The organism is Arthrobacter sp. DNA4, assembly GCF_024362385.1.
Lineage (GTDB): Bacteria > Actinomycetota > Actinomycetes > Actinomycetales > Micrococcaceae > Arthrobacter.
In genome coordinates this window covers 2302266-2317358 of sequence record NZ_CP101466.1, presented here as the reverse complement: position 1 = coordinate 2317358, position 15093 = coordinate 2302266, and the positions used below count along the sequence as shown (strand labels likewise).

Here is a 15093-nt window from a genome sequence, read left to right as displayed (position 1 = left end):
ATCGTGACCACGGCTTCACGCCTTCCCCAGCTTGCCGGCCGCCTGGCGTCGCGGCTCCCCCGCACGGTGGACGTCCGCATCCGCCGCCTCGCCGTCGCATCCCTGATCGGCCAGACGCTTCTGGTGGTCACGGGCGGCGCTGTCCGCCTCACGGCCTCAGGCCTTGGCTGCCCCACCTGGCCCCGCTGCACGTCGGATTCCCTGGTGAATACCCCGGAAATGGGCATCCACGGCTTCATCGAGTTCGGCAACCGGCTCCTGACCTTCGCGCTGGCCGCCGTGGCCGCGCTCATGCTGGTCTACTTGTGGAACCTGCGGAAGGAACGCAAGGACCTCTTCCTGCTGGCCCTCGGACTGCTCGCCAGCATCCCCGCACAGGCCGTCATCGGCGGCGTCACCGTGCTCACCAACCTCAACCCGTGGGTGGTGGGCCTGCACTTCCTGGTGTCGATGGCCCTCGTGGTGTTCTCCACCCTGCTGGTGAACCGCGCCTTCGGCCGGACCGGCCGCTTCCCCGCAGGCCGCCCCGCGGAACTCCCTGCCGTGCTGCGCCCGGTAACGGCCGCCGTCGCCCTTTTCTCTGCCGTTGCCGTCATGCTCGGCGTGGTGGTTACGGGTGCAGGTCCCCACGCAGGTGACGCCGACGCTCCCCGTAACGACCTCGACTGGGACCTGTTCTCCCACATCCACGCAGTCCCGGCGTATCTGGTCACCGCCGGCACCGTGGTGGCCTTGGTGCTGGTCATCCGCCGCCGCATTACAGGCCCCTTCCGGACGGCTGTCCTGATGCTCCTGGGCGTCACCGTGCTGCAGGCCATCATCGGGTTCACGCAGTACTACAACGGCATCCCGGCGTTGCTGGTGGCAGCGCACATGCTCGGCGCGGCGCTGCTCATGGCAGCCTCGACCAATGCCTGGGACATCGCGCGGTCCAGCAAGGTGAAATAGCCCCCAGCGCAGCTGGCGCCTGGCGCCCCGGTCCGCTTCAGGACCGGGGCGCCTGCTAAGGCCGCTGGCTAGCGGCCTGCTGCGGCGACGTTGCCCTGGCGGTCGGCGTCGAAGTCAGGGTCCAGGTTCTTGATGCGGTCGGCGGAGACCTGGAGGACCCGGGCCGTGGCAATGTCATAGAAAAGTCCCGTGGCCTGGACCGTCCCAACGGCCAGTGCGGGGCCTGCCACTGGATGGTCCTGCAGCTTTGCCAGCTGCACGGCCACGTTGACCATCGAGAGCTGGTCAACGGTCCCGTAGCCCGCTGCGGCGGCCTGCCTGCCCACCGGGTGCCCTGCCAGCAGTGCCGCATAGCTGGGGCGGGCATGGTCCAGCCACTGGTTGAACGCCGGGCCCAGGGAACTGTTGTCTCCGCCGTCGGCTTCCGAAAGGAGCGCCTTCATGGCGCCGCAGTTGGAGTGCCCGCAGATGACCAGGGACTGCACCCGCAGGCCGTTGACGGCAAAGGACAGGGCCGAATCAATCGAGGCGTCCCGCCCGTGGCTGCACACCACGTTGCCGATGTTCCGCAGCGTGAGCAGGTCGCCGGGGCCGCTGCTGGTGATCAGGTTCGGGTTGACGCGGGAATCGACGCAGGCCACGAACAGGCTGTCAGGGTTCTGGCCTTCCGTCAGGTCATGGACCAGCGGACGGACCTGGTGGGCAAACCGGCGGTGGTACTTGTTGACCCCCACCAGCAGGGGTTCCTTCCGCGGCGGGAGCGGCAGTTCGGTGGCTTCCTCGCGCCTGGGTGCCTGGTGACCGGCATCCTGGAAGACGGTGTTGCCGTGCTCCTCAAGGCGCACGGCTCCGCCGGTGGCCTGGTGCTGCAGCTGCCAGGCAAGCAGGGCTTCACGGAAAGAGTGGTCGACGTAGTCCGCGTTCAGCTCCACCACCACGTTCTTGCCGGCCGGTACAGCCTGGAGGACGGGGTTGAGCTTTGGCAGCGCGAAGAAGCTGCAGGAACCGGCGATGGTCACGCGCCAGGGCGACGACGGGGCGGCCGGCGGGTGGGACTGGATCTGTGCCCGCAGGACACGCCAGAGGACGTTGGCGGCGGCGAGGGCAAGGCCGATCATGACGCCCTCGAGCAGGTTCAGGAACACCACGCAGACCAGGGTTACCGCATAGATCGGAAGATCCCCCGTCCGCAGGCTGGTGCGGATATCCGCCACTTTGATCAGGCGGGCACCGATCACCACCAGCAGGCCGGCCAGGACAGCCAACGGAATCAGCTGGATCAGGCCGGCGAAGAGGGCCGAGAACGCGAGGATCCACACCCCATGCAGCACCGCGGACGTGCGCGTGGCCGCGCCCGCTTCCACGTTGGTGGCGCTGCGCACGATCACACCCGTCACCGGCAGGCCGCCCACCGACCCGGAGAGGATGTTGGCCGTGCCCTGCCCAATAAGCTCCCGGTTGAGGTTGGTCCGCGGACCGGTTTGCATCTTGTCCACGGCCACCGCGGACAGGAGGGACTCGATACTGGCGATCAGCGCCATGGTCATGACGGCGAACGCGAAGGCGCGCCAGTTTCCGTCAGGGAGCTGCGGCAGGGCGATGGCGTCGAAGATGGACCCGTCCAGGGAGATGCGTTCAACGCCGGGCGCAAAGGCCACGGCCAGAGCGGTTCCTGCCGCGACGGCGGCCAAGGGCCCGGGAATCCGCCGGACAGCGGCGGGCAGGAACTTCCAGCACAGCAGGATCGCCACGACGGCCAGCCCCAGCAGTGCCGCGTGCAGTTCGAGGTTGGTAATGGCCGCCGGGAGTCCGGCGAGGTTCTCCAGGGCGGATCCGGCGGCCCGGGACCCGAGAATCACGTGCAGTTGCTGCAGGATGATGGTGACGCCGATGCCGGCGAGCATGGCCTTGACCACTACCGGCGACACCGCCAGGGCGGCCCTGCCCACCCGGCTGAAGCCCAACAAAAGCTGGACGACGCCGGCGGCCGCGGTGATGGCGCAGGTCACCTGCCAGCCGAATTCCTGGACGAGGCCGGCCACGACGACGGTCAGTCCGGCCGCCGGTCCACTCACCTGGAGGGGTGAGCCGCCGAGGCTTCCAGCCACGATGCCCCCAATGGTGGCGGCGATAAGTCCCGCCATGATGGGCGCCCCGGAGGCCGCTGCAATCCCGAGCGAGAGCGGGAGTGCCACCAGGAACACCACCAGCGATGCCGGCACGTCGGCGCCAAGGTGGGCGAAGAACGGAGGGCGGGACAGGAAGCGGCGGCGGCCTCCGCCGCCTCCTCCGGGCGGGCTGTGGCTGGGGGCGGGGACGGCAGAGGGATGGGCTTCCATGGGGATTCCTTTGGTCGCGGGAGGGGTCCGCTCTACCGTAAGCATCCCGTCACTGGCAATGACAGTTAAAGTGACGGATATGACAAATCTGTCATATTCGTCTGCCGTTGGGTTAAAGAACAACGGCGGCTCCCGCCTGAAGCAGGAGCCGCCGTGGGCCAAATCGAAGTGCCTAATACGAAAGTAGGGTTCGTCAGGCTGCGGTGACCGGGGTGATGGTGACATTGAAGCCGAGGTTGTTGAGCTTTTTGATCGCGTTGTTTTTGGCTTTGATCGGGTCCAGACGGGTGAAGTGGTCGGCGCCGGGATCGGCGTAGCATTCGCCGTCGGCGAGCATGTGCCAAACGGCGGTGAGGATGGAGTGTTCTATGGCCACGGTGGCTTTCATGGGTCCGCGGCGGGCGGCGACGCGCCAGTATTTTGCGGCCAGGTAGGTGTCCTTGCTTCGGGAAGCGGACATGGCCGCGATGCCCAGGGCGCCTTTGAGGTATTTGTTGCCGGGCAGGATGTGGGCTGACTTGATCCGTCCGGCGGACTCGTTGGCGCCGGGACAGACGCCGGTCCAGGAAGCGAGCCGGCCAGGTGTTTCGAAGCGGGACATGTCCGCACCGGTTTCGGCGATGATCACGTCGGCGACTTTGAGTGAGACTCCGGGGATGGTGGCCAGGAATTCCCTGGCGGCACGAAAGGGCTCCATCGCTTCCTCGATCCGTCCGGTGAGCGCCTCGATGATGCGGGACTGGGCATCGATCTGGTCCAAATGCAGCCGGGCCATGAACGCGTGGTGGGCCTTGAAGCGGCCGGTGAGGGCCTCCACGAGCTCGGGGACTCTTGAGCGGAGGGTGCCTTTGGCGAGGCCGGCGAGGACCTCCGGGTCACGTTCACCGCTGACAAGGGCCTCGAGCATCGCCCGGGATGAAACACCGGTGAGGTCCGAGACCACCGAAGAGAGCTTGATCCCGGAGCCTTCCAGGAACTTCTCCAGGCGCTGGATCTCGCGGGTCCGGTCACGGATGGCAATGGCCCGGGCCCTGGTCAGGTCCCGCAGTTCCCGGATTGGCTCGGGTGGAACGAACGAGGCCCGAAGCAGCCCGTGCGCGCCCAACTGAGCCAGCCAGGCCGCGTCAGAGACATCGGTTTTGCGGCCCGGGATGTTCCTTGCGGCCTTGGCGTTGACCAGCATCACCGGAAGCGTTTCTTCGAGGAGATAGAAGAAGGGTTTCCAATAATCGCTCGTGGCTTCCATGACGACCGTGGTGACGTGCTCGCCCTCCAGGAAGTCCCGCAGGGCGAGGATCTGGCCTGTGGTTGCGCCCCACGTTGTGACCGTGGAGGTGTACGTTCCGGCCCGCTGCCCGGGCAACCGGAGACAGACCTTCGCGTCGCGTTTGGAAATGTCCAAACCGGCAGCCCGCTCGTGCACGATATCCATGACTGTTCCTCCTGACACCCCTACTCGACCTTCGTGACGTCTGCCGAGGGGAGGACAGGGAAAACAGAGGAATCTAACACTCGTGCTCCAAAGGCAACAATCCACGGTTCCCGTGGAAGCCCTCCGCGCCACGCTAGCCCACAGGCTCAACCACGGCACCATAGACAAACCGGCGTCCACCGCGGCAGACACCTCCATGATCTGCCCAAAACCTCATCCCCGGCCAGAGCCCGGGGCGAGGCAGCCGCAAACTATCTCCGAACACGGCGCGCCAGCGACGCTAGACCGCTAGCCCGGCATGACAGCACTTCCAACGAAGGGGTCCACCGCGAGGGCGATGAACAGCAGCGTCAGGTAGCTGATGGAACCGTGGAACACCTTCATGGCGCGCTTGTCGGAAATATCCTCGCGGTGGGCGCGCGAGTAGAGCGCGTGCGATTCGTAGAGGAACCAGGCGCCCGCGACGAGGGCCGTCACCGTGTACACCCAGCCTGCCCCGCCGGCCGGGATCATGAGCAAGGAGGAGGCCACCATGGCCCAGGCGTACAGCACCACCTGGACAGAGACGACCTTGGCCCCGGCGATGGCCCCAAGCATGGGGACATTGGCATTTCGGTAGTCCTCGCCGTAGCGCATGGACAGGGGCCAGTAGTGCGGCGGCGTCCACAGGAAGATCACCAGGAACAGGATGATGGCGGGCCACTCCACGGAGTTGGTCACGGCAGCCCACGCGATCAACACCGGGAAGCAGCCGGCGGCGCCGCCCCAAACAATGTTCTGCGCAGTGCGGCGCTTGAGGATCATCGTGTAGATGACCACGTAGAAGAAGATGGCGCCCAGGCCCAGCCAGGCGGAGAGCGGATTGGCGCCGAACCATAGGATCACGATGGCAGCCGCTCCCAGCAGCCAGGAAAAGACGAGGGCTTCCCTCGGGGTGACTTCCCCTGTGACCAACGGCCGGTTTTCCGTCCGGTGCATCAGCTTGTCGATGTCCCGGTCGATGTAGCAGTTGAAGGCTCCGGCGCTGCCGGCAGCAAAGGCGCCGCCCACCAGTGTGGCAAGGATCAGTCCGATGGACGGAAAGCCCCGCTCGGCGTAGATCATGGTGGGCAGAGTGCTCACCAGGAGCAGCTCGATCACGCGCGGCTTGGTGAGGGCGAGATACGCCTTGGCCTTACGGGCAAACCCGATGCCGGAGGCCCGGGATGCGTTCAGCGGCGTATCTGTTGTGCTCACGGTGGCAGTCACCCGTTCTGTGTGGCAGTTGAGGCTGGCAGGCAGCTCCGGTCGTGCGGCCCGAACCCGGGCACGGCACTTAAGGAAGGAAACACTTCACGTGCGTGCAACAGCCGGGACACCCCGGGCGGCGTTAGGGATGCGCCCGGCGTTGGCCTCCGATTATCATACCGCGCCGCCGGCCCTGCCCCCGCCCTCCAATATGCGCAATTGATTGGTCGCGGGCCCATTCGAGCAGATTAACTCAACCCTCCGAAAAGGTGATTCACAAAAGGGGAAATTGCGTCCAAAACGTGAGATTTGCGCCGCCCGCAGTATGGATAAGAGCTAAGCTGTCACCAGATCAGCACGCAGCAAGAAAGCGGTGGAAAACGCATTCCCGCTTGCTGTTCGTGACTGAATGCAAGGATCAACGTTTCGATGGTGAACGGCTGGTACACACCGCAGCGGGCGCCGAACAGCGCGCCCTTGGCCGGATCCGGTGTACCGCCGCCATCAGCACAGAGAGGGGCCCGGTTTTCGTGCCACATTTGGAAGAGCAAGAACTGTCATGGACCAGCTTGGACCAGCGCGCCGTGGACACCATCCGCGTCCTGGCCGCGGATGCCGTGGAGAAGGTGGGCAACGGCCACCCCGGAACTGCCATGAGCCTGGCCCCGGCCGCATACCTTCTCTTCCAGAAGCTGATGCGCCATGACCCGCGCGATCCGCAGTGGCTCGGCCGGGACCGGTTCGTTCTTTCCCCGGGCCACACGTCCCTGACGCTTTACATCCAGCTTTTCCTTTCCGGCTACGGGCTGGAACTCAAGGACCTGGAGGCCCTGCGCACCTGGGGTTCACTGACCCCGGGGCACCCCGAGTACAAGCACACCGCCGGCGTGGAAATCACCACCGGCCCGCTGGGCCAGGGCCTGGCGTCCTCGGTGGGCTTCGCCTACTCCCAGCGCCGCCAGCGTGGCCTGTTCGACGCCGATGCTCCCGCCGGCGAGTCGCCCTTTGACCACACCATCTGGGTCATCGCCTCAGACGGCGACCTCCAGGAAGGTGTCACCGCCGAGGCGTCCTCGCTGGCCGGACACCAGGAACTGGGCAACCTCGTGGTGATCTACGACGAGAACCACATCTCCATCGAAGACGACACCGACATTGCCTTCACCGAGGATGTCCTGAAGCGTTACGAGGCCTACGGCTGGCACACCCAGCGCGTGGACTGGACCCGGACCGGCGAATACAAGGAAGACGTCCAGGAGCTCTACAGCGCCCTGCTCGCCGCCAAGGCCGAAACGTCCAAGCCCTCCATCATCTCGCTGCGCACCATCATCGGCTACCCCGCCCCCAAGAAGCAGAACACCGGAAAGATCCACGGTTCCGCCCTCGGCGCCGAAGAGGTGGCCGCACTGAAGGAGGTGCTGGGCTTTGACCCGGCCAAGTCCTTCCAGGTGGACCAGGAAGTCCTGGACCACGCACGCGCAGTGGTGGAACGCGGCGCGGCAGAACACAAGGCCTGGGAAGAATCCTTCAATGCCTGGCGCGAAGCCAACCCGGAAGGCGCCGCACTCCTCGAGCGCATCGAGGCACAGGAGCTTCCCGAAGGCCTCGACGCAGCCCTTCCCGTCTTCCCGGTAAGCAAGGACGTCTCCACCCGCGCGGCATCCGGCAAGGTCCTGAACGCCCTGGGCCCGGTCCTCCCCGAACTTTGGGGTGGCTCCGCCGACCTTGCTGAGTCCAACAACACCACCATTGAAGGTTCCCCGTCCTTCGTGCCTGCCTCCAAGCAGACCGGCGCCTGGTCCGGCAACCCGTACGGCCGGGTCCTGCACTTCGGCATCCGCGAGCACGCTGCAGCGTCGATCGTGAACGGCATCAGCCTTGCGGGCAACACCCGTGCCTTCTCCGGAACCTTCCTGATCTTCAGCGACTACCAGCGCCCCGCCATCCGCCTCGGCGCCCTCATGGGTGTCCCGTCGCTGTACGTCTGGACGCACGACTCCATCGGCCTGGGTGAGGACGGCCCCACCCACCAGCCCGTGGAACAGCTCGCTTCGCTGCGCGCCATCGTGGGCCTGGACGTCGTCCGCCCCGGTGACGCGAACGAGGTGGCAGCAGCCTGGAAGACGATGCTGGAGAACCACGCCAACCCGGCAGGCATCGTCCTGACCCGCCAGAACATTCCCACCTGGGAACGCGGCACGGGCGACGCCGACGGCGATACTTTCGCGTCCACGGCAGGCGTGGCAAAGGGCGGCTACGTCCTGGCCGAGGCTTCGAAGGACGGCGCCACGGTTCCGGCTGACGTGATCCTGATCGCCACCGGCTCCGAGGTCCAGCTGGCCGTCCAGGCCCGCGAAGCCCTCCAGGCCGACGGCATCGCCGCCCGCGTGGTGTCCATGCCCTGCGTTGAGTGGTTCAAGAAGCAGGACGCTGCCTACCGCGAATCCGTGCTGCCCGCAGCCGTCAAGGCACGTGTCTCGGTCGAGGCCGGGCTGGCCCTGGGCTGGCGCGAATTCGTCGGCGACGCAGGACGCTCCGTCAGCCTTGAACACTACGGCGCTTCCGCTGACTACAAGCGCCTCTTCCAGGAGTTCGGCATCACGGCAGAAGCTGTCGCCGCCGCCGCCAAGGACTCCTTGTCCAGCCTGCAGGCCTGAAACCTCATCTTTTAGGAGATATAACAATGACTACTCCCACCCAGCAGCTTTCCGATGCCGGCGTCTCCATCTGGCTCGACGACCTTTCCCGCGGACGCCTGGAAACCGGCACCCTCCGCAAGCTCATCGAAGAGAAGAACGTGGTTGGTGTGACCACCAACCCGTCCATCTTCCACGCCGCCATCACCTCCGGTACCGACTACGACCACATCATCGCCGGCAAGGCAGCGGAGGGCGCCAGCGTGGAGGACACGATCTTTGAGATCACCACCACCGACGTTGCCGACGCCTGCGACCTGTTCGCCCCGGTCGCTGCCGCCACGAGGGGCGTCGACGGCCGCGTCTCCATCGAAGTCGACCCGCGCCTTGCCTGGGACACCGCAGGAACCATCGCCGAGGCCAAGCACCTCTACCAGCGCGTCAACAAGGACAACGTCCACATCAAGATCCCGGCCACGCTCGAAGGCCTCGAAGCCATCACGGCAACCCTGGCCGAGGGCATCAGCGTCAACGTGACCCTGATCTTCTCCCTGGAGCGCTACCGCGCCGTCATCAACGCCTTCCAGTCCGGCCTGGAGCGGGCCAAGGAAAACGGCCACGACCTTTCGAAGATCCATTCCGTTGCGTCCTTCTTCGTTTCCCGCGTGGACACCGAGATCGACAAGCGCCTCGACAAGATCGGCACCGACGAGGCAAAGGCCCTCAAGGGCAAGGCCGGCCTGGCCAACGCCCGCCTGGCCTACCAGGTCTACGAGGAACTCTTCTCCACCGAGCGCTGGGCCCTGCTGGCCGACGCCGGTGCACTCCCCCAGCGCCCCCTGTGGGCCTCCACCGGTGTGAAGGACCCGGCGTACCCGGACACCCTGTACGTCACCGAACTCGTGGCCCCCGGGGTCGTGAACACCATGCCGGAGAAGACGCTGGACGCCACCTTCGACCACGGCGTGGTCACCGGCGACACCGTCACCGGCACCTATGATGAGGCGAACGCAACCCTCGACGCCCTGGAGAAGCTCGGTATCTCCTACAACGAGGTCGTCGCGCTCCTTGAAACCGAAGGCCTGGACAAGTTCGTGGCCAGCTGGAAGGAACTGCTGGCCGACGTCGAAGGCGCCCTCGCCTCTGCACGAAAGGCTTCCTAACACCTATGAGCACTCTCAGCTACGACGCCACCGGCGCTGCCCAGGAGGCGCTTGAACAGCACCTCCCCGCCCTCGTCGAGGACCGGATCGCCACCCGGATCTTCGCCAAGGACCACACATTGTGGGGTCCGGACGCCGAATCCGAGTCCGCAATCCGCCTGGGCTGGGTGGAGGCCGCCACCGTCTCACAGCCCCTGGTCAAGGACATCCTGGAACTCCGTGACGCCCTGCGCGCCGAAGGCGTCAGCAGGATCGTCCTCTGCGGCATGGGCGGATCATCGCTGGCCCCCGAGGTCATCGCCGGCACGGCCGGCGTCGAGCTGACAGTGCTGGACAGCACGGACCCGGACCAGGTCCGTGCTGCCCTCGCAGACCGGCTGGCCGCCACCGCCATCGTGGTCTCGTCCAAGTCCGGTTCCACCCTGGAAACGGATTCCCAGCGGCGGATCTTCGAGCAGGCCTTCACCGAGGCAGGCGTGGACGCCAAGAGCCGGATCATCATCGTGACCGACCCCGGCTCACCCCTGGACAAGGCCTCACGCGAAGCCGGCTACCGCGCAGTCTTCAATGCCGATCCCAACGTCGGCGGCCGCTACTCGGCGCTGACCGCGTTCGGCCTTGTACCCTCCGGCCTGGCCGGGGTGGACATCCAGGCGTTCCTGGACGAGGCAGAAGAAGCTGCCGAAATCCTCAACGACGATGCACCGGAAAACATCGGGCTCGCCCTGGGTACTGCGCTGGGCGGGACCAACCCGCTGCGGAACAAGATTGTCATCGCCGAGGACGGGTCCGGCATTGTTGGATTTGCTGACTGGGCTGAACAGCTCATCGCCGAATCCACCGGCAAGCTGGGCACGGGCATCCTGCCGGTCGTCGCAGGCCCGCAGTCCCCGGAAGTCACTTCCGGCGCGGCTGACGTGCTGGTGGTGCGGCTTGTGGCCGCTGATGCCGACATCGAACTCGGCGACAACCAGGTGGCCATCGCCGGCGGCCTTGCCACCCAAATGATGGTGTGGGAGTTCGCCACCGCCGTTGCCGGCCGCCTGCTGGGGATCAACCCCTTCGACCAGCCCGACGTCGAGGCCGCCAAGGTAGCGGCACGCGGACTGCTGGACGCCCAGCCGGAGCCTACGCCGGCCGCATTCGTTGACGGCGCCATCGAGGTGCGCGGCGGCGACTGGCTTGGCGAGGCCGCTACCGCAGAGGGTGCCGTCAAGGCCCTGCTGGGCACCTTGTCCTCCGACAGCTACCTGAGCGTCCAGGCGTACTTCGACCGGTTGGCTTTCGCCGGGCTCGAAGGTATCCGTGATGAACTGGCTGCTGCCACCGGCCGTCCGGTGACGTTCGGCTGGGGCCCGCGCTTCCTGCACTCCACCGGACAGTTCCACAAAGGTGGCCCTGCCATCGGCGTGTTCCTCCAGGTCACTGCCGCCCCGGCGGAGGACCTGGGCATTCCGGCCAAGCCGTTCACCTTTGGTGAGCTCATCGCTGCCCAGGCTGCAGGCGACGCCCAGGTCCTGGGTGAGCATGGCCGTCCCGTGCTGCGCCTCCACCTCACCGACCGTGCCGCCGGCGTGGCGCAGCTGCAGGACGTCGTCGCTGCACTGTCCACCCGCGCATCCGCAACCGAAAGCTAAGGCGCAAAAGTAACCATGCCAGAAACTGAATACGGCAGGAAGGGCGCGGGCCGCGGGCGTAATCCGTTGCGTGATCCGCGTGACCGCCGTTTGAACCGGATCGCCGGTCCGTCGTCGTTGGTCCTTTTTGGGGTGACGGGCGATCTTGCCCGGAAGAAGCTGATGCCGGCGGTGTATGACCTGGCCAACCGTGGGTTGCTGCCGCCGAGTTTCGCGTTGGTGGGCTTCGCCCGCCGGGAGTGGGACAAGGAGGATTTCGCCGCCGAGGTGAAGGCCTCGGTGCAGGCCCATGCCCGCACGCCGTTCGACGAGGCGGTGTGGAACCAGCTCTCCGAGGGCATCAGGTTCGTGCAGGGCGAGTTCGACGACGACGCAGCCTTTGAGCGTCTGGGCGAGACGATCAAGGAACTCGACGATGTCCGGGGCACCCGGGGCAACCACGCGTTCTACCTGTCGATCCCGCCGAAGGCGTTCGAGCAGGTCTGCCGGCAACTCTCCAAGCATGGCCTGGCGCAGGCCGATGGCGATAAGTGGCGCCGGGTGGTGATCGAGAAGCCGTTCGGCCATGACCTGGAATCGGCGCGGCAGCTCAATGACATTGTGGAGTCGGTGTTCCCGCCGGACGCGGTGTTCCGGATTGACCATTACCTGGGCAAGGAAACGGTGCAGAACATCCTGGCGCTGCGCTTCGCGAACCAGTTGTTCGAGCCCCTGTGGAACGCCAACTATGTAGACCACGTCCAGATCACCATGGCCGAGGACATCGGCACCGGTGGCCGGGCCGGGTACTACGACGGCGTGGGTGCGGCCCGCGACGTGGTCCAGAACCACCTGCTGCAGCTGCTCGCGCTCACCGCGATGGAGGAACCCATCTCGTTCAACGCCGATGACCTGCGGGCGGAGAAGGAAAAGGTCCTGGCAGCGGTCAAGCTCCCGGAGGATTTGTCGACGCATTCGGCGCGGGGGCAGTTCACCGGCGGATGGCAGGGCGGCGAGCAGGTCCTGGGCTACCTGGAGGAAGAAGGCATTCCCGCCGATTCCACCACGGAAACCTATGCCGCGGTCCGGGTGGACATCCACACCCGCCGCTGGTCCGGGGTGCCGTTCTACCTGCGCGGGCGCGCCTGGGCGGGTGACGGAGATCGCGGTGGTGTTCAAACGCGCCCCGAACCTGCTGTTCCGCGACCATGGTGAGGACGATTTCGGGCAGAACGCGGTGGTCATCCGTGTCCAGCCGGACGAGGGCGTGACCATCCGGTTCGGGTCCAAAGTCCCCGGAACGCAGATGGAAGTGCGGGATGTGACCATGGACTTCGGCTACGGGCACTCATTCACCGAGTCTTCCCCGGAAGCCTACGAGCGGCTGATCCTGGACGTGCTGCTGGGTGAGCCGCCGCTGTTCCCCCGTCATGAGGAAGTGGAGCTCTCCTGGAAGATCCTTGACCCGTTCGAGGACTACTGGGCGTCCCTGGATGAGCAGCCCGAACCCTACGCACCCGGCTCCTGGGGCCCGGCCTCTGCTGATGAGCTGCTGGCCCGCGACGGACGAACCTGGAGAAGGCCATGATCGTAAACCTGCCCGACACCACCACCTCAAAGGTGTCCAAGAAACTAATGTCCCTGCGCGAGCAGGGCGGCGTGATCGCCCTGGGCCGCGTCCTGACCCTCGTGGTCGTGACCAAGTCCGGGCTTGAGGAAGAAGCGATCGAGGCCGCCAACGACGCCAGCCGGGAACACCCCTGCCGGATCATCGTGCTCGCCGATGCCGGGAAGGACAACGAGGACCGGCTCGACGCCCAGATCCGGGTCGGCGGGGACGCCGGTGCCTCCGAAGTCATCGTGCTGCGCGGCTACGGCCAGCTCGCCCACGAAAGTGAGTCCCTGGTCGCGGCGCTGTTGCTCCCGGACGCGCCGATCGTGGCCTGGTGGCCGCACGGCGCCCCCGAGAACGCCTGCGAAACGTCCATCGGTGCGATCGCCCACCGCAGGATCACCGACTCCGCGAACGAACCCGATCCGCAGGCCGCACTGGAACGGATCCACCGGACCTACAAAGCCGGTGATACCGACCTCGCCTGGACGCGCCTTACCAACTGGCGCATCCAGCTTGCAGCCGCCCTGGACGAGGTGGACTCCTCGCCCGTGACCGCGGTAGCGGTTGAAGGGGCCTCGGACTCACCCTCCACCATCCTGCTGGCAGCCTGGCTCACCCTGACGCTGGACGCCCCCGTCACCATCGTCGCGGACCCCGCCGGGACCGGCATCCGACGTGTGCGGCTGACCCGCCCCGGCGGCGACGTCCAGCTCTTCCGGCCGGGACTTTCCATCGCCGAACTCACCCAGCCGGGCCAGCCCGCCCAGCGGATCTCCCTCCCGCGCCGCAGCCTCCGTGACTGCCTCGCCGAAGAACTGCGCCGTCTGGACCCCGACGAAGTATTTGGCGAAGTGATTACTATTGGACTGCCACGTACCAATCTAAGGAGCGTCCGACCCAGTGAGCGTTGACCCACGAGTAAGCATCCATCCTGATTCGTCCGTCCTCATGGCCGCCATAGCGGCACGCCTGATCACCAAGCTCGTTGATGTCCAGGACAAGTACGGCGAAGCCACGGTGGTGCTCACCGGGGGAACCGTGGGAATCGGCACGCTGAAGGCTGTGGCGGACTCCCCGGCGGCGCCCGCCGTCGACTGGTCCAAGGTCAACTTCTGGTGGGGTGACGAACGCTTCCTCGCTTCCGCAGATCCGGAACGGAACACCAAGCAGGCATTCGACGCGCTGCTGTCCCACATTTCAGTGGACCCGGAGCGCGTCCACTCGCCGGGTTCTTCCGATGAGTTCGATACCCCCGAGGAAGCGGCTGAGGACTACGCCCGCCAGTTGCGGGATGCCGCGGCGGCCGAGCACGCGGCGGACATGTCCGACGACAGGCCCGATGAACCGTCCGCGCTCCCCCGCCTGGACGTGGTGCTGCTGGGTGTGGGTCCTGACGCCCACATTGCTTCGCTGTTCCCGGAGCAGGCCGGAGTCCGCGAGAAAGAGCGCACAGTGGTTGGTGTGCGGAACTCCCCCAAGCCGCCCCCGCTGCGGATCTCCCTGACCCTGCCTGCCATCAACACGGCGGCGGAGGTTTGGATGGTTGTGGTAAGCGAGGACAAGGCTGGAGCCGTGGGACTCGCTTTGGCCGGGGCCAACCCGGTGCAGGTTCCTGCGTCCGGCCCGCGGGGAACGTCCCGGACCCTGTGGCTTATCGACGAGAACGCAGCGTCACGCGTCCCCGAGCAGCTGGTCCGGAAGGACGCCGCGGGCGCGTAGCTTTTCCAGCGCTCCGGCCAGGACGTCTTCGGCGTCCTGGCCGGAGCGCCGTTCTTTAACGTATTCCAGGTGGCTCTTGTAGCCGTCGTCGAATGGGTCATCCGGCGCCGCCGCCTGGCCGTCCCGGGAAGCGGTCGCGCCGCACCGCCGGCAGTCCCACGTCTGCGGAATCTGGTCGTCAGGCATTTTCAGGAACACCGGCTGGGTCTCGTGGCCCCTCGCGCACCAGTAGGACACCCGGATGCGCGGGAGGGGCCGGGAGGACGAGTCGTTGGACTGCAGGCTCGATCCGGAGCCTGCGACAACCCCGGCACGGGTGCCTCGAAAGCCTGATGCTGGATGGACCATGGAAACTCCTGCCTCGACGCGGACACCGGAGCCCTGCAGCTTAAACAAAA

General features: G+C 66.3%; 11 protein-coding genes and 1 pseudogene. 7 read left to right on the top strand and 5 right to left on the bottom strand.

What is annotated here, in order from left to right:
* The first annotated feature begins 3 nt into the window (after nt 1-3).
* Nucleotides 4-948: a heme A synthase gene (locus NMQ03_RS10570; protein WP_255172175.1), complete on the top strand. Its 945-nt coding sequence runs from the start codon at nt 4-6 to the stop codon at nt 946-948.
* Nucleotides 949-1016: 68 nt separating this feature from the next.
* On the opposite strand, the gene NMQ03_RS10565 is transcribed toward NMQ03_RS10570, so the two are convergent.
* The 4 genes from NMQ03_RS10565 to NMQ03_RS10550 form a co-directional block, all read right to left on the bottom strand.
* Nucleotides 1017-3287, bottom strand: a complete 2271-nt coding sequence (locus tag NMQ03_RS10565) for a bifunctional SulP family inorganic anion transporter/carbonic anhydrase (RefSeq protein ID WP_255172174.1) — start codon at nt 3285-3287, stop codon at nt 1017-1019.
* A 193-nt stretch (nt 3288-3480) separates the two neighbouring features.
* The gene (locus NMQ03_RS10560; RefSeq protein ID WP_255172173.1) at nt 3481-4719 is read right to left on the bottom strand and encodes an IS110 family transposase; all 1239 of its coding nucleotides are present in this window, start codon (nt 4717-4719) and stop codon (nt 3481-3483) included.
* A 288-nt stretch (nt 4720-5007) separates the two neighbouring features.
* A complete protein-coding gene (locus tag NMQ03_RS10555; RefSeq protein WP_255172172.1) occupies nt 5008-5967 on the bottom strand; it encodes a heme o synthase in 960 nt (319 codons plus the stop codon).
* 323 nt (nt 5968-6290) lie between these two features.
* Entirely contained in the window at nt 6291-6485 is a 195-nt protein-coding gene (locus tag NMQ03_RS10550) for a hypothetical protein (RefSeq protein ID WP_255172171.1), read from the bottom strand.
* On the opposite strand from NMQ03_RS10550, the gene tkt reads away from it, so the two are divergent.
* The 6 genes and pseudogenes from tkt (at nt 6486) to pgl (ending at nt 14695) form a co-directional block, all read left to right on the top strand.
* The gene (gene tkt / locus NMQ03_RS10545) at nt 6486-8603 is read left to right on the top strand and encodes a transketolase (protein WP_255175586.1); all 2118 of its coding nucleotides are present in this window, start codon (nt 6486-6488) and stop codon (nt 8601-8603) included. It abuts the gene before it with no gap.
* A gap of 26 nt (nt 8604-8629) precedes the next feature.
* Nucleotides 8630-9745 carry a transaldolase gene (gene tal / locus NMQ03_RS10540; RefSeq protein WP_255172170.1) on the top strand — a complete coding sequence of 372 codons (1116 nt, stop codon included), beginning with the start codon at nt 8630-8632 and terminating at the stop codon, nt 9743-9745.
* A gap of 5 nt (nt 9746-9750) precedes the next feature.
* Nucleotides 9751-11382 carry a glucose-6-phosphate isomerase gene (locus NMQ03_RS10535; protein WP_255172169.1) on the top strand — a complete coding sequence of 544 codons (1632 nt, stop codon included), beginning with the start codon at nt 9751-9753 and terminating at the stop codon, nt 11380-11382.
* A 15-nt stretch (nt 11383-11397) separates the two neighbouring features.
* Nucleotides 11398-12949: pseudogene (gene zwf, locus NMQ03_RS10530) on the top strand (glucose-6-phosphate dehydrogenase).
* On the top strand, nt 12946-13887 hold the full coding sequence (locus NMQ03_RS10525; protein ID WP_255172168.1) for a glucose-6-phosphate dehydrogenase assembly protein OpcA: 942 nt from the start codon (nt 12946-12948) through the stop codon (nt 13885-13887). Before zwf ends, NMQ03_RS10525 begins: the two are co-directional and overlap by 4 nt.
* 37 nt (nt 13888-13924) lie before the next feature.
* Nucleotides 13925-14695, top strand: coding sequence for a 6-phosphogluconolactonase (gene pgl / locus NMQ03_RS10520; protein ID WP_255175585.1), 771 nt, complete (start codon nt 13925-13927; stop codon nt 14693-14695).
* On the opposite strand, the gene NMQ03_RS10515 is transcribed toward pgl, so the two are convergent.
* Nucleotides 14648-15043: an RNA polymerase-binding protein RbpA gene (locus tag NMQ03_RS10515; protein WP_255172167.1), complete on the bottom strand. Its 396-nt coding sequence runs from the start codon at nt 15041-15043 to the stop codon at nt 14648-14650. The genes pgl and NMQ03_RS10515 overlap by 48 nt on opposite strands.
* Nucleotides 15044-15093 lie beyond the last annotated feature (50 nt).